21 protein-coding genes and 1 pseudogene are annotated in these 24,026 nt (G+C 55.1%); 7 read left to right on the forward strand and 15 right to left on the reverse strand.

Annotated elements, in window-relative coordinates; genetic code table 11:
* From G7Y43_RS09010 to G7Y43_RS09025, 4 genes are all read left to right on the forward strand, one after another.
* Window positions 1–173, forward strand: a 173-nt coding sequence (locus G7Y43_RS09010) for a transposase (RefSeq protein ID WP_165043106.1), incomplete at its 5' end; no start/stop codon positions are given.
* A gap of 270 nt (window positions 174–443) precedes the next feature.
* The gene (locus G7Y43_RS09015) at window positions 444–728 is read left to right on the forward strand and encodes a helix-turn-helix transcriptional regulator (protein WP_165046105.1); all 285 of its coding nucleotides are present in this window, start codon (window positions 444–446) and stop codon (window positions 726–728) included.
* Between the two features lie 185 nt (window positions 729–913).
* Complete coding sequence (locus G7Y43_RS09020; RefSeq protein WP_165046080.1) at window positions 914–1,132, forward strand: cation transporter; 219 nt, start codon at window positions 914–916, stop codon at window positions 1,130–1,132.
* 20 nt (window positions 1,133–1,152) lie between these two features.
* Window positions 1,153–3,066 carry a heavy metal translocating P-type ATPase gene (locus G7Y43_RS09025; RefSeq protein WP_165046081.1) on the forward strand — a complete coding sequence of 638 codons (1,914 nt, stop codon included), beginning with the start codon at window positions 1,153–1,155 and terminating at the stop codon, window positions 3,064–3,066.
* A gap of 142 nt (window positions 3,067–3,208) precedes the next feature.
* Here the strand turns inward: G7Y43_RS09025 and G7Y43_RS09030 are convergent, their stop codons facing one another.
* From G7Y43_RS09030 to trxA, 4 genes are all read right to left on the reverse strand, one after another.
* On the reverse strand, window positions 3,209–4,753 hold the full coding sequence (locus G7Y43_RS09030) for a helix-turn-helix transcriptional regulator (protein WP_165046082.1): 1,545 nt from the start codon (window positions 4,751–4,753) through the stop codon (window positions 3,209–3,211).
* Between the two features lie 310 nt (window positions 4,754–5,063).
* Window positions 5,064–5,381 (reverse strand): twin-arginine translocase TatA/TatE family subunit, encoded by a 318-nt coding sequence (gene tatA / locus G7Y43_RS09035; RefSeq protein WP_165046083.1) that lies wholly within the window; start codon window positions 5,379–5,381, stop codon window positions 5,064–5,066.
* A gap of 248 nt (window positions 5,382–5,629) precedes the next feature.
* A complete protein-coding gene (locus tag G7Y43_RS09040) occupies window positions 5,630–6,313 on the reverse strand; it encodes a hypothetical protein (protein WP_165046084.1) in 684 nt (227 codons plus the stop codon).
* Window positions 6,314–6,427: 114 nt separating this feature from the next.
* Window positions 6,428–6,736 (reverse strand): thioredoxin, encoded by a 309-nt coding sequence (gene trxA, locus G7Y43_RS09045; RefSeq protein WP_165046085.1) that lies wholly within the window; start codon window positions 6,734–6,736, stop codon window positions 6,428–6,430.
* Window positions 6,737–6,873: 137 nt separating this feature from the next.
* Here trxA and G7Y43_RS09050 point away from each other — a divergent pair, with 137 nt between their 5' ends.
* Window positions 6,874–7,818, forward strand: a complete 945-nt coding sequence (locus G7Y43_RS09050; RefSeq protein ID WP_165046086.1) for a patatin family protein — start codon at window positions 6,874–6,876, stop codon at window positions 7,816–7,818.
* A gap of 117 nt (window positions 7,819–7,935) precedes the next feature.
* On the opposite strand, the gene thrS is transcribed toward G7Y43_RS09050, so the two are convergent.
* From thrS to G7Y43_RS09105, 11 genes are all read right to left on the reverse strand, one after another.
* The gene (gene thrS / locus G7Y43_RS09055; RefSeq protein ID WP_165046087.1) at window positions 7,936–9,855 is read right to left on the reverse strand and encodes a threonine--tRNA ligase; all 1,920 of its coding nucleotides are present in this window, start codon (window positions 9,853–9,855) and stop codon (window positions 7,936–7,938) included.
* Window positions 9,856–10,109: 254 nt separating this feature from the next.
* On the reverse strand, window positions 10,110–10,595 hold the full coding sequence (locus G7Y43_RS09060) for a zinc ribbon domain-containing protein (RefSeq protein WP_165046088.1): 486 nt from the start codon (window positions 10,593–10,595) through the stop codon (window positions 10,110–10,112).
* A gap of 90 nt (window positions 10,596–10,685) precedes the next feature.
* A complete protein-coding gene (locus tag G7Y43_RS09065; protein WP_165046089.1) occupies window positions 10,686–13,358 on the reverse strand; it encodes a valine--tRNA ligase in 2,673 nt (890 codons plus the stop codon).
* Between the two features lie 151 nt (window positions 13,359–13,509).
* A complete protein-coding gene (clpX, locus tag G7Y43_RS09070) occupies window positions 13,510–14,919 on the reverse strand; it encodes an ATP-dependent Clp protease ATP-binding subunit ClpX (protein WP_165046090.1) in 1,410 nt (469 codons plus the stop codon).
* An 18-nt stretch (window positions 14,920–14,937) separates the two neighbouring features.
* Window positions 14,938–15,564, reverse strand: a complete 627-nt coding sequence (locus G7Y43_RS09075; protein ID WP_165046091.1) for an ATP-dependent Clp protease proteolytic subunit — start codon at window positions 15,562–15,564, stop codon at window positions 14,938–14,940.
* A 167-nt stretch (window positions 15,565–15,731) separates the two neighbouring features.
* Window positions 15,732–17,123 carry a trigger factor gene (gene tig / locus G7Y43_RS09080; RefSeq protein WP_241158227.1) on the reverse strand — a complete coding sequence of 464 codons (1,392 nt, stop codon included), beginning with the start codon at window positions 17,121–17,123 and terminating at the stop codon, window positions 15,732–15,734.
* A 361-nt stretch (window positions 17,124–17,484) separates the two neighbouring features.
* Window positions 17,485–19,392, reverse strand: coding sequence for a UvrD-helicase domain-containing protein (locus G7Y43_RS09085; RefSeq protein WP_370514682.1), 1,908 nt, complete (start codon window positions 19,390–19,392; stop codon window positions 17,485–17,487).
* Between the two features lie 111 nt (window positions 19,393–19,503).
* Window positions 19,504–20,442 carry a 4Fe-4S binding protein gene (locus G7Y43_RS09090; protein ID WP_165046094.1) on the reverse strand — a complete coding sequence of 313 codons (939 nt, stop codon included), beginning with the start codon at window positions 20,440–20,442 and terminating at the stop codon, window positions 19,504–19,506.
* Window positions 20,443–20,452: 10 nt separating this feature from the next.
* A complete protein-coding gene (locus G7Y43_RS09095) occupies window positions 20,453–21,121 on the reverse strand; it encodes a 4Fe-4S dicluster domain-containing protein (protein ID WP_165046095.1) in 669 nt (222 codons plus the stop codon).
* 39 nt (window positions 21,122–21,160) lie between these two features.
* The gene (locus G7Y43_RS09100; RefSeq protein ID WP_165046096.1) at window positions 21,161–21,892 is read right to left on the reverse strand and encodes a molecular chaperone; all 732 of its coding nucleotides are present in this window, start codon (window positions 21,890–21,892) and stop codon (window positions 21,161–21,163) included.
* Between the two features lie 11 nt (window positions 21,893–21,903).
* Window positions 21,904–22,770, reverse strand: a complete 867-nt coding sequence (locus G7Y43_RS09105) for a hypothetical protein (protein ID WP_165046097.1) — start codon at window positions 22,768–22,770, stop codon at window positions 21,904–21,906.
* Window positions 22,771–23,086: 316 nt separating this feature from the next.
* Between G7Y43_RS09105 and G7Y43_RS09110 the strand changes: the two genes are divergently transcribed.
* Both G7Y43_RS09110 and G7Y43_RS10845 read left to right on the forward strand, forming a co-directional pair.
* Window positions 23,087–23,779, forward strand: a complete 693-nt coding sequence (locus G7Y43_RS09110) for a hypothetical protein (RefSeq protein WP_165046098.1) — start codon at window positions 23,087–23,089, stop codon at window positions 23,777–23,779.
* A 13-nt stretch (window positions 23,780–23,792) separates the two neighbouring features.
* Window positions 23,793–24,023 (forward strand): annotated as a pseudogene (locus G7Y43_RS10845) (4Fe-4S binding protein); the annotation flags it as partial.
* Between the last annotated feature and the right edge of the window lie 3 nt (window positions 24,024–24,026).

A 24,026-nucleotide genomic window follows, 5' to 3' on the forward strand; every position in this document is an offset into this window, starting at 1 on the left:
ACTACTTCGACCACAGGCTAACCAATGCCGTGTTAGAGGGTATGAACTCAATCATCCAATCGGCCAAAAGACAGGCCCGCGGGTTCAGCAACCTGGAGTACTTCAAGACCATCATCTACCTGAACCTAGGAAAACTACACTTCCCACAGTTGGCACCCTGTGCTACCCACTAAAAACCGCGAAGGGCCAAAAATAATCTTCCTGCCACTTATTTCGCGTAAATTCTACCAAGCTCCCCTTGACAGACCGCTCGGCATTCCTATACTTATGAACAGTTGCTCATATGTTTGTTTGTACGACTGAACGGAGAAACAACCATGACCAACGAAACATCGAATATCGTACAGGCTGCCGAAAGAGTTGTCGATAGCACTCCTTCGGCGCGTGCTATCGAATGCCCCTGCGGCTGCAACCGCGAGGAAAGTACCTATTTGTTCGACACCATGCCCGACGAAGAGCTGCTGTACGATTTAGCCGACCTCTTCAAGGTGTTCGCCGACACCACGCGCATCAAAATCCTCTACGCGCTCATGGAACGCGAGCACTGCGTGGCCGACATCGCCGACATCGTCGGAGCCACACAAAGTGCCGTCTCGCATCAGCTGCGCACGCTCAAGCAGGCACGACTGGTGAAGTTTCGACGAGACGGCAAAAGCATCATCTATTCGCTGGCTGACGATCACGTGTACACCATGCTCGCTCAGGGTATGACACACCTCTGCGAGTAGCGACCTCGCAATACTTCACACTCGCGAACGTGCTTCGCCGCAAAGCAACTGTGTGACCACATAACCACACGGCTGCAAACAGCTCGCCGGAAACTTGCCAGCAGGCCCTCTTGTGAACCATGCGCCGCACACCCAGGAGCAGCTGCGACGCTTACAAGCGCACACAACAAAGAAAGGAACTTACCATGCGCAAGACTTTCAAACTCAACGACCTCGACTGCGCCAATTGCGCCGCCAAGATGCAAGAAGTAATCGGCAAAATCGATGGCGTTACCAGCGCAAACGTCAACTTCATGATGCAGAAACTCACGATCGATGCTGACAGTGAGCGATTCGACGCAATAGTCGATGCCGCCCAAGCCGCCATATCGAAGATCGAGCCCGATTGCACGATTGTCCGCTAGCTCGAAAGGTACCTCCGACCATGAACAAGAAGCAGCGGCGCATGAGGAACCGCATCGTCATCGCACTCGTTCTTTTCGCCATTGTGTACGCCGTAACCGAGTTTTTGCCACTTGACAGTTGGCTCGGTAGCGCACGGGCGGCCGTGTACGTCGAGTTCGCGCTATTCCTCGTGCCCTATCTTATAGCCGGATACGACGTGTTGCTGCGCGCAGGCCGCAATATCAAGTCGGGCCATATGCTCGATGAAAACTTCCTTATGTCCGTGGCCACCATCGGCGCTTTTTCGCTGGTTTTGTTCCCCGACAGCGGCCCGCACATGGCCGAAGGTGCAGCTGTGATGCTGTTCTACCAGGTAGGAGAGCTGTTCCAAAGCTACGCCGTAGGAAAAAGCCGCCAATCTATCGCTGAAATGATGGACATTGCGCCCGATTACGCCAACGTAATGGATGGCGGACAGCTTGTTCAGGTCGATCCAACAGAGGTGGCCGTTGGCAGCAGAATTGTCGTGAAGGCTGGTGAGCGGGTGCCGCTTGATGGCGTCGTGGTCGACGGCACCTCGCAGCTTGACACCTCGGCGCTTACCGGCGAAAGCCTACCACGCACGGTTGAGCCAGGAAGCGACGTCATATCGGGCTGCGTAAACATGACGGGGCTTCTTACCGTGGAAACCACGAAACCCTTTGGCGAATCCACCGTCAGTCGTATTCTCGAACTTGTGGAAAATGCAAGCGACAAGAAGGCGCGAACCGAGAACTTCATCACCCGCTTCGCGCGCTGGTACACACCTATCGTCGTGGGAATCGCAGCACTGCTGGCCGTGATTCCGCCGCTTGCCGGCATGGGAAGCTGGAGCGACTGGGTGTTCCGCGGTCTGACGTTTTTGGTGGTCAGCTGCCCCTGCGCGTTGGTAATATCGGTACCGCTGTCGTTCTTCGGCGGCATCGGCGGTGCCAGCAAGCTCGGCATTTTGGTGAAAGGGTCAAACTACCTGGAAGCGCTCGCTTCGGTTGACACGGTGGTGTTCGATAAAACCGGAACGCTTACGAATGGCTCGTTCGTAGTTACCTCAGTGAAGCCCGCGCACCCCGGCGACGAAGAGCGCATCCTACGCCTGGCCGCACACACTGAAGCGTTCTCCGACCACCCCATCGCGTTGTCTGTGCGTTCCGCGTTTTCAGGTGATATTGACACCGCGCAAATCTGCGATGTCGAAGAGCGCAGTGGGCATGGCGTGATGGCAACTATCGGTGGCGAACGCGTGAGTGTGGGCAATGACAAGCTCATGCACACATGCGGCATCATGTTCGATGAAACCGATACGCAAGGTACCGTCCTGCACGTTGCAGCCGACGACACCTATCTGGGGTTCATTGTTATCGCCGACGAACCGAAGCCCGACGCGGCCGCGGCCATACGTGCGCTCCATGAGGCTGGTGTGCAACGCACAGTCATGCTCACCGGCGACCGCTTAGCGGCGGCTCAATCGGTGGCTTCGCGGCTGGGTATCGACGAAGTACACGCGCAGTTGCTTCCGCAAGATAAGGTGGAAGAAGTGGAGCGTTTACTATCGGATGGCGCAGCACGCACGGGTAAGCTCGCATTCGTGGGCGACGGCATCAACGACGCTCCTGTACTCACGCGTGCCGACGTGGGCATTGCCATGGGAGCCATGGGGTCGGACGCAGCCATCGAAGCAGCCGATGTGGTGCTCATGGACGACAAACCGTCCAACATCGCCCGCGCTATCCGTATCTCGCGCAAAACCATGCGCATCGTGTGGCAAAACATCGTGTTTGCACTGGGCGTGAAGTTTGCTGTACTGGTACTAGCGGCTATTGGCGTGGCAAACATGTGGCTGGCGGTCTTCGCCGACGTGGGCGTTGCCATTCTGGCTATCTTAAACGCCATGCGCTGCATGAATGTGCGCAAGTAGTGGCGGCGCGTCACGCTTTATTCAGCCACGAACCAACAAAGCAGCTTATAGGGAAAACAGCCCTGGCAACGGGGTTGTTTTCTTATGCGCAAGCATGCCCTTGTGTGAGACGTCGTAGGGCGGCGCGTCACGCTACATTCCGCTACACCCCGTGATGCAAGATGCGCTCGGCAAGGTCAATAAGACCTTGCCGACCATGCACCGAGGTTTTCTGGTAAATGCGCCGCAAGTGCGTATCGACCGTACTCTTCGAGATGAACAACTCGGTCGCAATGCGCTCACTCGTGCGACCCCGCAATGCAAGGGTGAGCACCTCGCCCTCGCGCGGAGACAACCCGAATTCGCTGGCGATAATGCGACTCGACTCATCAACCGGATCGCCTTTGTCCGCAATCGTTGCCAGCCGATTGAAGTCACGTTCCGTGAACAGGAACAAAAACGACACCACTGCGGCCATGCCAGCGCATGCCGCAAGCGTTCCGTTGGTTTGAGCAACCGGACATGCCCATTCAATCAGGTTGCCCACACCGATGCCTGCCGCCTCGCCAGCGTAGAGCGCCGCAAAACCTCGAGCTAACGCCAACGCCGGATCGCCCTCGGAAACACTCGCCATCACCACAAACAGCGAAATCAGCACGTACGTAAGACCCAAATACCCAGACAACACGATTGCTTCACCGGGAACACCATAGCCCCGCACCACGGGAAGCAGTAGAAAGCCCGCCAAGATGACGAACATGGCCAAGCGGTACATGCCTTCAAGTGGACGTTCTTCACCAGGTGTCCCCGACGCGTCTTGTCCCCGGCGCAGTACATCCGTTGTACCCACATTCTGCGGCGCGCTTCCACAAACCTGTTGAATCGTCGCTACAACAAACAAGATAAACATGAACAAGCTGGCGGGAAGCGCTGGAGCCGATGCCATACCCGGATCAGAGCCAAACGTTTCCATCAAGCCCGCTGCCAGGCCGAACATCGCCATACCAACGAGCATCTTACGCGTGAGCAGCTCCGTTTCGCGCCGCTGCTCCCCTTCTGGCAGTAAATCAGCCAACACAAACGGCAGACCTGCAGCATGATCCTGTGGCAACGCATCCGATAACTTCCGCTGGGTAGAGCCTTCATCATGTGCATGATGAGGAAAGCAACCAAGCGCACTCACGCTGCCCAATGGCAACAACTTCAACAACAGCACAGCCCCACTCGCCGGTACCACGTACGCGATCAGGCACAAAACAGCACCAAGCCCCGCCCCTAAAACGATGATCATAAGCAGCCAGCGTCTCGGACAATGAGAAAATGCGCGCCCCCACGCCGCCAGCAACGCACCTGACGAGAAACCCACAAGTGCACTTTCCAACGCAATGCCAGCAACCGAATCGCCAAACAGCACCGGAGCAGCAGACCCAACGATTGCAAGCGCCGCATAACACCACAGAAGCGGACGAGAAAGCGCGGCACTGCGAGCGCGCGCCGATGCAGAATGGAGCGCAGCAAACGACAGCGTCATACACAAGAGAGCGCCAAACAGATCGACGCGCTCGAACGCAAGCTGGCCGAGTATCGCCGCGCGGTTCCAGCCCGTATAGAACAGCGAAAAGAGAAAACCCTGGTTACATGCGAAGCCAACAACTGCCGGAAGAGCGTATTCGCTCAGCTGCGCCACCGCGAACCGCTGCGCACCCATGATGTATGGTGCCCTCCTTCCGCACGAAAGCCCACCGACTAGTTTCCGAACGACCACACACCTCACGCGCTCTCATCAACCGCACACCATTCAATCGTTCATCATCCAACCTTGTCATGATAGCACGGATAAAAAACGCACCTGCAACCATTACTGCAGGTGCGTAAATTGAACAGCTTTGAGTTTTTGTCCATAACTCACATATCACTCGTAACGTTCGTAACGTTCGTAACGCCCATAACGTCGCGGTTTGCCGAGTTGCAATTCGCCGCGTTGCAACTCATCTTGTCGCGCGAACGCAACCGAGTAGCTATTCCTTATCAGTTGTCTCTTCAGCTTTCGCGGGCTCTTCTTCGCTCGCCGCTGCTTCCTCTTCGGCCTCGACAGGTGCCGCCTTAACCCTCTTTACAACTTTTTTCTTCGCAGGTGACTCAGGCTCTTCCTCAACCTCTTCGACGGCATTCTCCTCCTCGTCATCATCCATGCCCTCAGACATGCCGGCACGCAAGTTACCGACGGTCTTGCCCAGCGCCTTGCCTAGCTTGGGAAGGTTCTTCGGTCCAAAGATAAGCAGTACGACCACCAAAATGATGACGAGCTCGGGAACACCCATGCCAAGAAACTTCATATTGGAATCCTCCTTCAGCGATTGCCTACGGTTTGCCACCGACGAAGCACACATGTCGTGCGAGCCTGCCTACAGCATTGCTCGCCCAGCACCTCGGCAGCACCGTTTCATGTTAGGGAGAATTCTGCCGTATCGTCTTCGACGCAGCTATCGTGCAGGTTAAGGATTTCCCCGATAAATTGCGTCGATCCTTGTCATGTAAATACATGACAAGACACGTTATACCTGTTCAACGCTATGGGCACGGCCTACATGTCATACGGAAGCGATTTGACCAGAACCACGTTGCTCGACGACATGAGCACAACGCCAGTTGAACCCTGCGATGCTGGCGACACGAACGTGGTGCCGTTAATGGTCTTGCCTTCCGGGTACAAACCGATGCGATCCTTGAGACAGATAGCCACATCAATGCCCGCAACGTCGCCCAACACGGACTTATACGGCACAAGCGCCACCACCATGCGAACACCCGCCGAACGCAGGTAATCAACCTTCTCGGCAATCTGTTGCTTCGTATCCATTTCCGACACCGACAGCACACCAAAGCGCACGCCATCGCGCAGAAGGATCAGTCCATCGGCGTATTTGCGAGGATGGTCAATATCAAGCAACAGCACCGACGAACCTGCCTTGCGGTAACTTTCCGCCACCCGTTCGGCCTCAGCGCGCGAGAAGCGACGTGACCCTGGTTGCAGCTGATAGGGTGACGCTTCCCCTTCATCTTGTAACACACGGGCTTGCGTGTCCGACAGACCTTCGTATACAACAACATCGAACTCATCGAGTGCGTCGATCGTGTAGTCGATGTGAGAAGCGGCGACGTTCCACGAATGACCGATAACCAGATACGCCGCTGCGGCAGCAAGCGCGCCTACCATTCCCAACGCGAACACTGCCAAGGCTATTTTTTCACGAGTAGGCTTTATCATGATGGTTGCGATTATACTGCCACATCACACGCTCCGCCATGCCGCGTGACATGGCGGAGCGCCTGAGCTTTTTCTTCGCGTCCTCTCACGTTCCGGAAACCGCGACTTCGCACCCTACGCCAGCATGGCTTCGATGCGCGTTTTCGGCTGCACACCGACGGCGCGATCAACCTCTTTGCCCTGCTCGAATACCATGAGCGTCGGAACGCTCATCACCGCAAACCGCCGCGCAAGCGCCTGATTCGCGTCGATGTCGAGCTTATACACCGCGCGATCGACGGGAAGCTCAGCTGCCACCTCATCGAGCACCGGGGCCATCATCTTGCACGGGCCGCACCACGTTGCATAGAAGTCAACGAGAACCTTACCCGGCGCTTCGAGAACCAGTTTGGCAAACGTATCGCTTGTAACCTGTTCAACCATGTCGGGATCCTTTCTTTTGTTTGCGCGCCTGCAAATGCAGGACGCGTCACCTCCCTCGCCGATTGTAGAGCGGATGTGTGATGCAACGTACGACTGTAAGCGAATCGCTATAATACCTCGAAAGAAAGGACGCATTTATGAACTCACTGCACACAACTTCTCCAAAGGCACCCGACCGCACCGAGCACACACCTGAAAACATCCCATCTGCCGCCCGCTGTGACCTCTTCCTGACCAATACGAACATTGTGCTGGAAGGCGGCGCAATGCGCGGACAGTTCACCGCCGGCGTGCTCGACTTCCTGATGGAACGCGGCGTTGCCTTCAACCGGGTTGTTGGAACATCGGCTGGTGCCTTGAATGGCTACAACTATCTATCGGGCCAGATCGGGCGCACCTGCCTGGTGAATACAGCTTTCTGCGACGACCCGCGCTACCTGTCGCTTCGAAGCTTTGTAAAAACAGGCAACGCATTCGGTCGCGAATTCTCCTTCCAGGAAATCCCCGACCGCCTGGTTCCCTTCGACTACGATGCGTTCAACACCTCCCCCATGACGCTTACCGTGGTCAGCAGCGATCTTGAGCTCGGTGAAGCTGACTACCACGAATGTGTCGACGGACGCGGGTGTCTTCCGTACCTGATCGCGTCGTCATCGATGCCGCTTGTGAGCAAGATCATCGAGGTTGACGGCAAGAAATTGCTCGATGGCGGTACTTGCGACAGCGTGCCTATCAACTATTCTGTCAGCACCGGCGCAGCCAAGCACGTGGTGGTACTCACGCAGGCACCTGGGTATGAGAAGAAACCCAATAAGCTCATGCCACTCATGCGGCAGCAGTACGCCGATTACCCTTACTACCTGGAACGGTGCGAGTATCGCCACTACGAATACAACCGAACCTACCGAGCAATCGAGCGCATGCACGCCGCCGGCGAGGCCTTCGTCATCAGACCGCAGGTACCCGTGAGTATATCGAGCATGGAGAAAGATGCCGACAAGCTGCTCGACTTGTATGAACAAGGATACGAGCAGGCAGCCCTAAACTGGCCTGCCCTGAAAACGTATCTGGAAATACGATAATCAATTCCGACAACCCCACGCAAACGGGATCAATCAATATTTCCTGGGATTCTAAACAGTAAGGCCCCTCTACAGAGGGGCCTTACTGTTTTGCACGAAGAACTGCCGTCACGCGCCTTACAGCACTGCCGCGCGAAGTTCCTCTACAAGCTTCTCAACCGGCCACGACCCCAGATCGCCCTCATGGCGGTCGCGCACCGATACCGTGCCGTTCTCAATTTCTTTATCACCAAGCACTACCATGTAGGGAATTTTTTGGCTTTGCGCCTTGGCAATTTTCACGCGCATGGGTTCGTTCTGACTGTACACCTCTACCCTGCCGCCTGCGTCCTTGAGCGTGCGAGCCAATTTCTCGGCCGCCTCGTTGTGGCGATCAGCTAGCGGCAGAATGGTCACCTGCACCGGTGCCAACCACAGCGGCAGCGCGCCCGCATAATGCTCGATAAGAATACCGAGGAAGCGCTCGATAGAGCCGAAGATGGCGCGATGCAGCATCCACGGGCGCTCTTCGGTGTTGTCCTCGGTGCGATACGTGAGACCAAAGCGTTCAGGCATATTGAAATCAACCTGCACCGTGGAGCACTGCCACGTGCGCCCGATAGCGTCTTTCACCTTGATGTCGATCTTCGGACCATAGAATGCGCCGTCACCCTCGTTAATATCGTAGGCAAGGTTGTGTCGCGCGCACGCTTCCTTCAGCGCACCCGTTGCATGCTCCCACATGTCATCGGTACCAATGGACTTATCCGGCCGCGTGGATATTTCGGCAGCGTATTCGAACCCGAAGGTACCCATGATGTGGTCAACCAAATCGAGAATAGCAACTACCTCGTCGACCACCTGGTCACGCGTACAGAACACGTGCGCGTCGTCCTGTGTGAAACCGCGAGCGCGCATAAGGCCATGTACCACGCCGCTCATCTCGTGACGATACACTGTGCCGAATTCGAAGTAACGCAGCGGCAAGTCGCGATAGGAATGCAGCTCATTTTTGTACAGCATCACATGCCCCGGGCAGTTCATGGGTTTCACACCGTACTCGGACAGACGCGGCTCTTCGTCGGTTCCCTCGTTAATGTTGAAGAAGTACATGTTCTCGTGATAGAAACCGTAGTGGCCACTTGTTTTCCATACGTCGGCGTTGTAGATATGCGGCGTGATTACCTCTTCATAACCACGTTCGTACAAGTCGCGTCGCAGCCATTCTTGCATGGTGCGGATAACGCGCGCGCCCTTAGGTAGGTAGAGCGGCAGCCCAACACCCGCCATAGGATCCATCATGTAAATACCCAGCTCACGGCCGAGTTTGCGGTGGTCGCGCTTCTCGGCTTCCTCTAGGTTATGCAGGTGCTCTTCAAGTTCTGCCTTCTTGAAGAACGCCGTGCCGTAGATGCGGGTGAGCATTTCGCGCGTTGCATCGCCCTTCCAATACGCACCAGCGACCTTCGTAAGCTTGAACGCACCGAGTTTACCCGTGGACGGCAAATGCGGGCCTCGACACAGATCCGTGAACGCGCCGATAGTGTATGTAGTAATGGTGGCGTCTTCATCGAGTTCGTTAATGAGTTCCACCTTAAACGGCTGATCGGCGAAGTGTTCAAGCGCTTCTGTGCGTGATACCTCACAGCGCACAAACGGCTCGTCAGCGCGTACGATTTCCGCCATGCGCGCTTCGATGCGCTCGAAGTCGTCTGGCGAGATAGTTACGCCATCAGGTAACTGGATGTCGTAATAGAAGCCATTCTCTACCGCAGGGCCAACCCCGAACTTCACGTCGCCGTACAGGTCTACGAGCGCCGCAGCCATCACATGCGCGGCAGAATGGCGAAGCAGCTCGAGGCCTTCCTCACTTTTCGCTGTGACGATAGCAACGGAATCGCCGTCAGAAACCGGAGTCGACAGATCGACCGGCACGTCGTCTACCACGCCCGCAAGCGCAGCCTTCGCCAGCCCTGCGCCGATAGAAGCGGCTACGTCGGCAACCGTGGCACCGCTTGGCAGCTCTTTGATGGATCCGTCGGGCAGTACGATGTTCATATTATGTTCCTTTCCTGCGCCGGGTGCGCACAGAGCACCTGCACATACTTCCGCTGCAGCGTTGAGTACCGCAGCGTGCTCATATTCACCCGCGCACATAACGCGGGGGATTCCACCTCGTTCGAACCGAGCTTACCCCCCATGGGGTGCACAGTTCGAAAAACGGGCCGCCTCCTTTCGGGAAGCGGCCCGCATGCAAACAGACTACGAACTCGCGGCAACAACACACCGCATCGCGCTCTGAATGCTACCGCTTACTGCGGCATTTGAGTTCGCGTATGCTGGGCAGCAGCACGGCGCTGACGCGGCGCGGCACCAACCGGAGTTGCGCAGAAGGGGCACACCGTCCACGCTGGGTCGAGCGCGTGATGACAGGCACCACACAGGTTCTTCAAACGCTGATGACAATTCGGACAGATCACGTAATCGGATTCGACCGGATAGCCGCAGCTCGCACACTCTCCATATTTCATGAGTTCCCGCTGCTTCAACGCCACCTCGAGCTCTTGCTCGTCGCGGTCAATCTGCAATAGTGGCGGGCGGAGCAGACAGTACGCGATAACGCCGATCAGCGGAACCAGAGCGAGAATACCCCAGACGTACCAAAATGTTCCGCGGAGGTAGGCATCGCGGATAACCCACACGATGGACAGCACATACAGAACCACCAGCATCACCACGATAGCGGTGAATGCGGCCTGGATTTCGGGCGTCCAGAGCTGCGACAGCAATTCTCCCATTTCAACCTCGTTTTCTCGGTCTACGATGAGATGCGGACCAAGCCACATCTCATCGCATTATAGCAAAGAAGCAAACTGCTCTGTTGTCGATCAGGAAATCTCTGCGAGCTGAGCATCAAGCCGAGCCAGTTTGTCGGTGAGGTCGGCGAGCTTTGCTTTGTCCTTCTCGATGATTTCAGGTGCTGCTTTCGCCAGAAAACCCGGATTTCCGAGCTTCTTCTGGAACTTGGCAACATCTTTCGCAAGTTTGTCGCGCTCCTTGCCTAAGCGGGCGCGTTCTGCCGCGAAGTCAACCAACCCTGACAACACGATATACACCTCAAGCCCTGGTGCCAGCGAAACGCTGGATTCTGCAGGCTTGCTCACATCTGCGCCAATAACCAGCGATGCGGTGTTACCCATGCCGCAAATGAGGTCGCGCTGCGCCTCGAGCAGTGCTGTGTCGGCACCTTCCGCCTTCACCACCACCGCAAGCTCGGTCTTCGGCGAAATACCGTAGCGGGCGCGCGTTGAGCGAATGGCGTTCACGCACTCGCACACCATCTGGATAGCGCGCTCAGCATCGGTGTCAACATAGCTCGAAAGCGCTTCGGCGTCGGGCCATGCCGCACCAATGAGGTACGGCGCATCTGTACGGTTAATAGGTAGCTGTTGGTAGATTTCCTCAGTCACGAACGGCATGATGGGGTGCAGCAGACGCAATGCCTGATCGAGCACGAATGCCAGGTTGCGCTGGCACACAGCACGGTCGGCAGCCGTACCGGCAAGGCGCGCCTTAGAAAACTCGATATACCAGTCACAGAACTCGTTCCAGAAAAACGCATACAGCTCACGTGTAATCTCTCCGAACTCGAAGTTCTCAAACGCCTCGTCAACACGGGCCACCAACCCCGCCAAGCGGCTGAAAATCCAACGGTCAGCTGGTGTTTCGGGCGCAGGCGCACCTGGCTCATAATCGTCCAAATTCATAAGCACGAAGCGTGCGGCATTGCGGATCTTGTTCGCGAAATTGCGGCTGCTTTCCAGCTTCGCTTCGTTGAACTTCAAGTCTTGCGCGCCTGTTACCTGCATGAGTAAGCCAAAACGCATGCCATCGGCACCATAGTCCTGCATAAGGCGCAGCGGATCGACGCCGTTGCCGCGGCTCTTGCTCATGGGCTTACCATCGGCCGCCATCACCGTGGGGTGAATGATCACATGCTCAAACGGGATGGTTCCCGTGCAGTACATCGATGACATCACCATGCGCGCCACCCACAGCCCCATAATGTCGCGTGCCGTGGACAGTACTTGCGTGGGATACGCCGTCCTGATTTCGGGAGCATCCATACCCGATTCGTTCCAGCCCATGGTCGCAAACGGCCACAACTGTGACGAGAACCAGGTGTCGAGCACGTCATCGTCTTGCCGGGTGGGTGCGCCGCAGACCGGACACACCTCAACGTCGTCCACACTGGCGTCTTCCCAACCGCATGCGTCGCAGTAGAACATAGGGATGCGGTGCCCCCACCACAGCTGACGCGAGATACACCAGTCCTTCAGATTTGCAAGCCAGTCCAGATACACCTGCTTCCACCGTTCGGGATGGAACTGAATGGTGCCATCTTCCACCACGCGCGCAGCGTCCTGCTTGAGCGCGTCCACCGCCACAAACCACTGTTCCGACTCCCACGGCTCTAGCTTGGTGTGGCAGCGGTAGCACGTCATGACGGAGTGATCGTGATCCTCCACCTTCTCGAGCAGCCCCAACTCATCAAACGCCGCAACAACCGCTTCACGCGCCTGGTCGCGATCCATACCAGAGAAGCGCCCATAGCCTTCCACCACGTGCGCCGTCTCATCGAAGATATTGATGCGCTCAAGACCGGCGTGTTCACCCATCGCCCAGTCGTTCGGATCGTGGGAAGGTGTCACCTTAACGCAGCCCGTACCAAACTCGGTATCAACGTGCCAATCGGCAAAAATGGGAATCTCTCGATCCACGAGCGGCAGCTTCACAGTTTTTCCCACTAGGTGGGCAAAACGCTCGTCTTTGGGGTTAACCGCCACACCCGTGTCACCGAGCATGGTTTCGGGCCGTGTAGTTGCCACCACCAGGTATTCAAGCTCGTCAACGGGTTCGGTAAGCGGGTAACGCAGATACCACAAATGTCCCGACTCGTCCACGTATTCGGCCTCGTCATCGGCGATAGCAGTGGTGCAATGCGGACACCAGTTCACGATGCGCTTGCCGCGGTAAATGAGGTCGTGATGATACCAGTCAACGAAGAGCTTACGCACCGCGCGCACGTAGCCCGGCTCCAGCGTAAAGTGTTCGTCGTCGTAGTCGCACGAACAGCCCATGCCTTTGATTTGATCTACGATAGTGGCTCCGTATTCGCGATACCAGTCGTAACACGCATCAATGAACGCCTCGCGCCCGATTTCCATACGCGAGATACCCTCGTCGGCAAGCTTCTTGTCCACCTTAGTCTGCGTGGCAATGCCCGCGTGGTCGGTGCCGAGCACCCAGCGGGTGGGACGCCCCTGCATGCGTGCGCGACGAATGCAGGTGTCTTGGATCGTATCGTTTAAGGCATGTCCCATATGAAGCACGCCGGTGATGTTCGGTGGCGGAATGACGATGGTATACGGCTTCCCCTTCTGCTTGCCGAAGCCCTCACCGCGCTGGAAATACCCCGCGTCTTTCCACGCCTCGAACAGCGGGCGCTCATGCGCCGCGAAGTCGTAGTCGATCTTTTTCTCCTGCGTGCTCTCTGCCATGTCATGCTCTTTCATGCTCTCGTGCGCGCAGATACGGCATGTCTGCTTACCGCCGTCCTGGCGCGCGTTCCAACGAAAAGCGGACTCCTATCAAAAGGGCAGTCCACCACTGAGACAAGGATCCCCCCGTTTACTCGCTTACTCGCTTACCTTACGCACTCAACCCTTCAGATTCGCCGAATTCAGCCATCTGTTCTATAAACACGATCGTCTCCCCCAAAACGTCGCTCGCACGTACCACCACGCGCTTGACGCCTGTATGGTCAGGCAGCTCATACATGACGTTTTGCAGCACACGCTCACAGATGGAACGCAATCCACGCGCGCCCGTGCCGTGCTCAACCGCCTCGTGTGCAATAGCGGCAAGCGCTTCCGCCTCGAAGGTGAGCGCGGCGTTCTCAAACTCGAACATGCGCGTGTACTGCTTTACCAATGCGTTCTTCGGTTCGGTGAGAATACGCACGAGGTCTTCCTCAGACAGCTCTTGCAGCGACGTGACTACGGGAATACGCCCCACAAACTCGGGGATCATGCCGAACTTGTTCAAATCTTCGGGCAGCACCTGGGCAAGCAGCTCAGCTTCGGCGAGTTTCTTACTTTCGGGCAACTCAGATGCGAAACCCAACCCGTTTTTCCCCACGCGCTGAGCAATGATGTCAGACAAGCCCACAAACGCGCCGCCCAAGATGAACAGGATGTTCGTCGTGTCGATATGCAGTAGCTCCTGCTGCGGGTGTTTGCGCCCACCCTGCGGGGGCACGCTCGCCTCGGTGCCTTCAACGATTTTCAGCAGTGCCTGCTGCACGCCCTCGCCCGATACGTCGCGTGTGATGGATAGGTTTTCGGCCTTGCGGGCAATCTTGTCGATCTCGTCGATATAAATGATGCCAATTTCGGCGCGCGGAATGTCGAAATCTGCCGCCGTCATCAGCTTTAGCAGGATATTCTCCACGTCTTCACCCACGTAGCCCGCCTCGGTAAGCGTGGTGGCGTCGGCGATGGCGAAAGGCACCCGCAGCGTGCGCGCGAGCGTTTGGGCCAAAAGCGTTTTACCCGAGCCCGTGGGACCTAAGAGCATGATATTGCTCTTAGCAAGCTCAACGTCGCCCTCTGCAGCGACCGCACCCATACTGATGCGCTTGTAGTGGTTATACACGGCAACCGACAGCGCCCGTTTTGCCTGTTCCTGCCCTACCACGTGTTCGGAAAGCTTTTCGTAGAGTTGCCGAGGTGTGGGCAGGTTCTCCAACGGCGCAGGGGCTACAGCATGCGCGGCGGCAGCCCCCTTCTCATTCTTGGAAGCCGATCGGTTACGGCTAGACCTTCCGCTACGACCGGGCATTTGCTCATCGCTATCAATAGGCACGTTAAAGCCGGGAATCCCCAAACCCAAATCACTCAGCATAGCGTCGGCGCATACCGATATACACTCATCGCAGATGTTCACGCCGCTCGGCCCGGTTATCATCGCGGCAACCTGATGCGGCCGCTTCCCGCAGAATGCACAGTAGATGGGACCGTCGTCGTGACCCATCTGTTCATCGTCGCGTCGATCGTTCATTGAATTCTATCCACCGTCCTATTCGGCGTTCGCGGCACTGCGCGGCATGGCGATCTTGTCAACCAGGCCGTACTCGAGCGCCTCTTCAGCATCAAGCCAGTTATCGCGCTCGCAGTCGACGTGCACCTGTTCGGGCGACTTACCGCAGTGTTTGGCGATAATACCCTCCAAGCGGTCACGTGTCTTCCTGATTTCCTCAGCCATAATCTGGATATCGGTCTGCTGTGTGTGACCATCGCCCGTGCCGCCCATCGGCTGATGCATCATCACCTGCGCGTTCGGCAAAATAATGCGCTTACCAGGCGCGCCGCCCGCGAGCAGCGGCACGGCCATGGAGGCCGCCATACCAAGGCAGATAGTAGACACATCGCACTTCACGAACTGCATGGTGTCGTAAATTGCCAGCCCCGCCGACACGCTGCCGCCCGGCGAGTTGATGTACAGCGAGATATCCTTATCGGGATCGGCGCTTTCCAGATGAAGCATCTGCGCGACAACGGAGTTCGCCACATGATCGTCGATCGGCTCACCCAAGAAGATAATGCGATCGTTGAGCAGTCGCGAGTAAATGTCGTAGCTGCGCTCGCCACGCGGAGACTGCTCGATGACGTAGGGGATCAGTGCGGATTTCGTTTCGTAGCCCATGGGTCCTCCTAGGTTTCGTCTCGGTGCTTGTTTCTTATACAGTTGCGCGCATTCCGCTCGAATGCGCAAGGGGCCGCATGAGCGGCCCGTATGCCATCACGGCCTGCCAAACGCGCCCAAGCACGCCCAGCAGGCCGCCATGCAATGTGTCTAAAGCCAAGGCGATGTTACTCGGCCTTCTCGGTAGCCTCCGCTGCCTCAGTGACCTCGTCGGCCTTCTTCGCGGCCTTCTTGGCAGCCTTCTTCTTGGCAGGCTTAGCCTCGGTAACCACCGCGCCGTCCATCAACTCCATAGCCGCGCGGGAACGCAGGATACCCTGGCGCACCATGTGCAGCTGGCCATTTGCCGTCCACTCCTTTTCGAGCTCCTTTGGATCCTCGGCACCGCTCTTGGCGAACTCGGCGGACACTTCCTCGCTCGTAACCACGTACTCGTTGTGGCGTGCCCACGCATCAAGCGCCATATCCTGGCGAGTGATGTCAGCTGCCTGCTTCTTCACGTCATCTTTAAACTGGTCGGTGGTCAGGTTGTTGGCAGCCAGGTACATGTCGAACGTCAAGCCCTGCATCTGCAGCTGTTGGAAGAAGTTCTGCAGCAGCTGACCTTCCTGCTGCTCACAGAGAGTCTCAGGGATATCGCCCTCAAGACGCTCAGCAAGCTTCGCCAGACACGCGCCTTCCTTAAGCGCTGGCATGTTCATTTTTTTCTGCGACTCAATGCCGTCATGAACGCGAGTGCGCAGGTCTTCCACACTCTCGAAGTTATTCTCCTTCGCCCACTCGTCAGTAACCTCAGGTAGTACGCGCTTCTTCACCACGTTAACCTTCACCTCGAAGGCAATCTTTTCGGTCTTGCCGGAAAGAGCGCGAAGCAGAATCGGCGGCTCGGCAGGCATATCGATGGTAAACGAGACGTCCTGACCCTTCTTCAGGCCAACCAGCTGCTCGTCAAACTCGGCAGGCAACATGTCAGAACCCAAGGCGTACGTGCGAGATTCACTGGTGAGCGTGGGAAGTTCCTCGCCGTCGTCATCGGTTGCCTTGATAGCAATATCCACGACACTGTCGGCCTTCACCTTGGCGTTAGCAGAAGCGTCTTCGAGCGTGGAAAGCTGCTCGCGGAATTCTTCGATCTGCTCGTCAACCTCGTCGTCAGTAACCTCTTCGGAGGGAAGCTCGATCTCGACAGACTCGTAGCTGGTCAGCTCGAAATCGGGAATGCGATCGAACTCAACAGTGAACTCGTAGGGTGCCCCAGCTTTCACCAGCTCATCGGCATTGACGGCGGGCTGACCCATAGGATATAAGCCACTCGCGTCGATAGCCAGCGGGTAATTGGTGTTAACCAGCTCATCGGTGACAGCTGCGCGCACAGCATCCTTACCAAGCATGTTGTCAATAACCGGACGCGGGGCGCGACCCTTGCGGAATCCGGGGAAGTTATATCTGTTGGCGAATTCCTTGTACGTCTTCTTGATACCGGCATCAACGTCTGCCGCCTCGATGGTAACGGTCACCTTCGCACGGTTGCCTTCCATCGCCTCAACTTTAGTTTCCACGTATGTTTCCTCCATTGTCCTTACATCGCCTTGCGGCACATGCGAGCCCGCAGTGCGCACGCTGCTTGCCACGGAATGCCGCCGCATTACGCGCTTCGGGCACACCAACCACAAATTATGGCACATAAACCCCGCATCGGGAAGAAAAATGCACACGTTCACAAGAACGGAAAACGCCCCTTAATTGCCAAACTTAGTGCAGGAACCTACACTAGCTTTGACAATCAACCCCCCTATGCCGTACCCTTAAGTACCCTATGTCGTACAACTATAGTGTTCGCGACACGCGCGTCGCACTCACCGGCTTGACTACCTAACCGCCTTGATCGTTCGCTTATACCGTTTAAAACAGGCTGCGAGATTACTTCTGCTGCATCACCGAACAGTACAAACTCGGCGATATCCTGCACATCCTTTTACCCTGACGTATCCTGATGCGATCAACCTTTAGGTTAAGAGCACTCGCGATTTCGAGTTCGGCCTCTGTGAAGCATGTTGCAATGACAGATTCCCTCGCACATCCGAGAAGATCATACATGCGTATCGTGTCCTTCGTACGAATACGTTCCCTTTGATCATTATTGCATTTCGTAGCATCAAAATAGTCCTGTGAGGGGAAGAACCCGTTTACGAATCCAACGAGCACAACAACGTCGACATCAAGTCCGAATGACTGCTCGTAGGTCCCTAGCTTTACCGAACAACCGTCGTGAGCGAACGACGGATACGCAAGCCGCTTTAGTACGTGAGACTGAAGCTCGGCCGCATCTGCTCCCTCATCAACCGGGCTGCACATTGCCACAACCGCCTCAGGAACCTCCTCATCATCTGAGCGCGCTACAAAGCAGGCGAGCGCTTTGAGCAGTTCCATACCCTTTAGACCCTCAACTACCGAAGCAATTCTTTTGCTTTCTCGATACAGTTCAATCACCTGCCGTTGATTATAAGTGGCGTCACCGCAACCCATCTGCAACTGGTCAAGGGCGGTACTCACGTCTATGCCGATCGCTTCGTGAGCTGTGCGCAGCTTTTCGAACACAGGGCTGTTTGCTAAATGGTCCCCCATACCGCACCATGCTCGAAGAGCAAGTGAGTCATTGGGATCAACCGCAAGAGACAGAGCTGTAAAAACGCGAGCAGCTTTACAAAACGCAACATTACGAATGTCTCCCCCTAAAAGGCTCGCAGACATCATACAATCAACAGCAAGACCTTCAGTAAGAAGAGCACGCTTGATGTTTTTCAACCACGCCCTGTTCGGCGCAGCAATATAAACCGACGACGGATTAATACCCGAAGACACCAAAGAACTCACGCGAGCAGCAGCTCCCCGCAGCTCTTCCTCTGGTGAATCAAACGACAGGATTTCAACGCTTCCTGTTTGAGCGTTTTCCGAAAACACACAAGGAAACACTCCTTTAAAACAAGGCTCTTTGAGAAGCGCGTTTGTCAACTCTGTCATAGAGGCACTACGATGAGTCCCCTCAAGCCGCTCAACGACAACTTCAGGGTCAGTCAGAAATTCGGTAAGCCCCTCTGTAAAGGGGAAGGATTCATATACGGTTGTTTTGGAAAGGGGATCCCCAGCAATGCAAATCGACTCTTCAGCAATAAGAAGTGCGATTGTTTGAGACGCCCGGCTGATCGCCTGGTAATCATCAACAATCACATGTTTGCGAGACACTGCGTTCAATCGCCCTGGACGCGATTTCAGGTACTTGACACACCAATTTGAAATCTCCGGTTCCAACAAGCCACGAACCATGGAAAGACTTCCTTTGAGTATTGAAAAAACTCCTTTTTCTTCACCGTTGATAAGCCAACTCGGATCTTCATCGGCAAGCTCGGTTAAACCCCTGTAGAAAAACTTGAGCATCTCCTTGAGTCGACCAGTCCTTAATCCGGACGTTTTAATGTCTTCAAAAAGCACGCTTTCCTCAAACGGTGCCAACAATCGCGGCTCTCGCCCCGTGAAAGCCCGCGCGTCTTCACGAGCGAGAACATCAAGAGCAAATGAACGAACAGACATGATGGCAATATCGGATGAAGGCAGGCCAACACAAGAACGAAGGCGATCACAAAACGATTGAGCAGAATCGGGCGTTGCACACAGAACGAGAATATCCTCAGGCGAGATTCCACCCTCCAACATCTCACGAACCCTACCCACAAGTTGTTGTGTTTTTCCCGAACCAGGAAAACTAGTAATCGCGCACCTTTGCGCACACCTTAAAGCCATATCAGCCATTGCTTTATCCTTTCCAACCATGCTCTAGTGAATCTCCTTTCGAGCGGAAGGCGATTCGCCCCGTCCCTTGCCAAACCGCCTTCCGCTCGAAACCCTACGTCGCGCTAGCGCGACGTAGGGTAGGCATGTTGCTTAGTTCCTTTCTTCCCTCTGTTCTATGAAAGAAACTGCATGCTCGGCTGCTTTCTCATTCTTCGAGGCCAAGAAGGGCATACTGATCGCGCCTGCAGGGCAAGCGTCTACGCAGGCACGGCATTTCGTGCACTCGTTCCATGGTGCCCCCAGCTCGGGATGGCGCGGATCAATGCGTACTTCGCAAGCCTCAGCGCACTTTCCGCACGTCGCTTCACGAGAGCTCTCCAAGCACTTTGTGTCGTTGATGGTCGGTTTAAACGTCTTGTTTCCCTTGGCGACAAGACTCATAAGAGCCGAAAGCGGGCAGATCTTGGAGCACCATTTACGGAAAAGTACCACTTCAATAAGGAGCAAAATCGACACTATAACAATCGACCAGGTAACATCCCCACCGCCGAACAGCAACATAACTAAAAGCACCGTCGCAAACGTCAAACCGATGGGACATATCAGACAAAACACTGGGAACCCGAATATAGCGGCCGAGAGCAATGTGCCTCCCAATACGATGTGCCGCGAGTCGAATTGTGCACGCAGATCTTCGCAGGACGAACATCCCTCTTTCGAACGACAACCCTTAAGAAAAGCACGCTCTGTCTCGGTCAGGGGTACCGTCGAATTGCCAGCCCCCTTCCCTCCGGACTTCTTAAACGCATCACGAAGCTTCGATACAACAGGGACAGGACACACCCAACCGCAGAAAGCCCTACCAAGAAGCAGGATGACAACAACCGCAATAACAAGCGAAATAATCGCGCGGGGCACAATCGTCTTTGACGCGAGCATGGTTGTCAGCGCACCCAGCGGACAGAGTAGCGAAATGTCCTGCCAGCCAATTGCTGAAAGCGTTCCAATGCCGACATTAACTGCATACCCAATTGCGATTATCACAATAACGGCAAGCGAAACAAGCACGCGCAAAGTGGTCGTTTTCATGGCATGCCTCCTATTCCCCGTACGGACGAACAACAATGGCTCGCTCAGTAGCTCCCAGTGAAATGGATGCATTTTGCAAGGAAACGCAAACTGCCTCACACGCGCCGCACCCGTTACACTTTTCTGGAATCACATACGGCCGATTGTTCTCATCAAGACCCATGGCTTCATACGGGCAGACGTCGTAACAGAACCTGCATCCGATCATGCGATAAGCCAAGCAGGTTTCCATATCGAGCTCAGCCTTACCAAGGATCGTTTCTTCGACCGTTGCTCCTTCAGGCAACTTAAGTGCCTGCGTCGGACACACCTCAGCACACAGCGGAACACCGCCGTTGGCCTCCTCGCACCAGTCACACCAACTCTCCGAGAAGTTCAGTTCTGGTGTTCTCATGCCGAGTATGCCGTTTTCAACATGGGAGGGCCTAATCACACCATGCGGACATATCTCAAAACATTTTTGACACCGAATGCACGCCGAAATAAGCTGATCTTCATCCTGCCCGCCTGGTGGCCTTACGACAGGCGTGCTGCCAACAAACCTCAATCCACCAAGACCAAGCACGGCGGCAGCCCCCGCAACGCCCACACAAAGCGTACGACGCGACATACCAACACCCGCTTCGCTTCGAGCTTCCACCTCGCTTACAACCGCCTCGTTCTTCTCTTCTTTCTTCATATCTCTATTCTCTTTCTCGAATTCGAACATACCGAAACGCTACTTTTCCTCAAGCTCTCCTTGAACTTCCGAAAGTGTATCGGCAAGAAAAACCTCTTCAGTCTCTAAGAATCCGTCCGTTAGAAAAGCCAAGCCCTTGTAGAGATCTGTTTTAGCAAATCGGCGCATATCGGCTGTAAGCATAGGCGTCCAAGATACAATGTGGTCTTCAAGGAAGTTTCTCTGAGTCATAAACAGCGAAATAGCCTGCTGCTCATCGCCATCCCGCAAAGCCTTTGCGGTACGAAGCGCGAGAATCTGCATAAACTCAAGCTCCACAGCAATGTGGTCTTCGCTTTCCTTCCACGTCTCGTTCTTTTCAAGTCCACAGCTTTGATACACAGCAAGCACCTCGTCGCGAGCATCCTGCATAAGTAGGCGCCTTTCCGACGTATATACCGACTCATACGGATACGAGGCAGAGAAGGCGTCAATGCCATGCCCGATAAAAACGCGAACATAGTCGACTGCAAGATCGGTTAGGCTGTTCTCCCAAAGATTGCTCAAGTATTTCGCAATCAGGCGATACCCTTCATCAACAAGGTCGTTTCCCGTCGAAGCAGGAAACCTCATGGCCTTCATTTCAGAAAGAAGCTCCTTGTCAACTTCGACGCGATATAACCGGGCAATCATGCCGTACGTCGCCGCTCGGCTTTCACAAAGCTGAGCGAGTGCCATCGCAGCTTCCCCGCCGATCATGACCTCGTCGTTTGCTACGTTATTCGTAGTCATTACAATCCCCCTTATTCTTCGTCAGACAGATCGGATACCGCGGGCATAAAAGCAGTCGGCAGCTCAATATCGGCAAGATCACACTCAAGGCCGACGATTCCTATTTCGGTTGCAACCCACGCCTTCCCACTCCATGCAAGGGCATCGCATTTCTCTAGCCTCTCGGCAAAGAACGTGGAATACCTCCGAGGATTCTGGACAATCTCATCATCGTCGACAGCCGCACCAAGCTCCGCCGTTGTTGCCCCTCCCTCGCAAGAGCACAGGTAAAGAATTCTTTTGTAGATTGACAGATACATCTCATCTGTTACGAACAACTCACGTAAACGCTCAAGTGGGCGGTCAGATTCCAAATACTCAACGCCTACGTCGGTTGTCTGCCAGTAGGCAACCGGCGGGTCTACCGTCTCGTAGTACTCAACGCCATCAATGGTGACGAGCTGAGGCTCCATTTCCATCTCAACGTAATCAGAACCGTCTTCAGCTACCAGATGAAGAGCTCCCGCAGCCTCAAGATGCTCACACAGGCTCGCAGCGGTGAAAACCGAATAATCGTTGCGCTGTTTTTCGTCCACGCGCGCGTTAACGTCCGCAACAAGTCGAGGCTCTTCACAGAAAGAGAGGATGTCAAGCAGAACACGGCGTCGTGACTTCATATGATCGAACAGGTCGGCAGTACGAACCGAAGCAGGCCTGGTATCGACCGCAGCAGCAGGCATTGCCGCTGTTGCGGCGCTTATCTCCTGGATAGAAAGAGATCCGGGTTCTTCGTCGTAATCCTCATCGTCGTCTTCATCATCAATGAGAGACAGTGGGTCGAAATCAGCGTCAGCTTCGTTACTCGGAAGAAAATCGAACTGGGAAGAATCGTAATTCATGTTCTCCGCCCTTCGGACAAATGCTTGCGTTCGGCACAACAGCACCGCAGACCTCACCCCTGAGATCTGCCCTTTTGCAAACATGTCCGCACGAAACGCTCGAGCGGAATTAACCCCAAGGCGCATAATACGACCCTGAAACAGATTGGTCAATACCCAATACACTGCCGTAAGCCCCTTATTCACACCCCTTGAAAGCCACTGAATGCTCTCTCAGGCCTTAACTCAACACTAGTTGACAAAAATGTCATTAATACTGATACTGTCCTCTTAGGGTTAGGGGTAGTTAGTTTCATTGTCTAAGCAAGGAGACACTATGACCATGATTCGACCTACTCTGCATTTACTGATGGATCTTGACGAAAGGATCTACACTGACGAACTAGCGGCTGATATCAAGCGCTCGTACATGCATATCGCTCCCACATCCGTCATAACCCATACAAGCAACGACGATAACGTGTGGAATTTCATTCGTCTTAAAGCGCTTGCCAGCACTCCCTATTGGGACAAACTAGATGAATGCCAAGACCAGACGTGGCGCGACTCAATGCCTCGCTGGATGCGTAACAGCTTCTATAAGACATCCTCAGCCATGCTTGCATTCAACAACGTGAACGAACGCCATCTTGACTCTCTTGCCTTCTCTTGGATGGAGGTTGAGTTTAATGAGGCTATGACCATAGTTATCCGCCTCGATCATACTTCTAAAATACCCGTATGCGCTGATCAGATCATCGAACAGGTGCGAAATGCATGCGCCGACAAGCTGCTCGGCAAAAACCCCGTTCGCGTTTGGGCACCGTCCCCAAACAGCTACATAGAGCAAGCGGCCGCCCATACCGTCGAAACCGACATGCCAGCCGACGAACCCGACAAAGAAGAGGCACCCGAAAAAAGAGTCGTGGTAGAACCTTTCGATATCGACTACTCAACTTGGCTCATCGAGCGAGAAGATGGGAGTACTTCCGAAATCGCAGCGCCCTACGACAATGCGTCTGCAAAGTAACGGGGGGCAGAGCATGTCAAGCGCCAGCAACATCATCAACCTTCTCGACAAGCTAGAAAGTCTCAATCTCGTAATCGACCGAGAAAGATGCGTAACCGTCCGCAACAGAAACGCAGGCTGTCAGCGATGCGCAGAAGCCTGTCCAAGCGGCTGTATAACTATTCGAGACAACGAAATAATCGCTTCGCCTGAAAAATGCATCTCATGTGGAACATGCGCAAGCGTCTGCCCTACCGGAGCCATCTTA

Origin of the sequence: Adlercreutzia sp. ZJ138 (assembly GCF_011038935.1) — a bacterium.
Lineage (GTDB): Bacteria > Actinomycetota > Coriobacteriia > Coriobacteriales > Eggerthellaceae > ZJ141.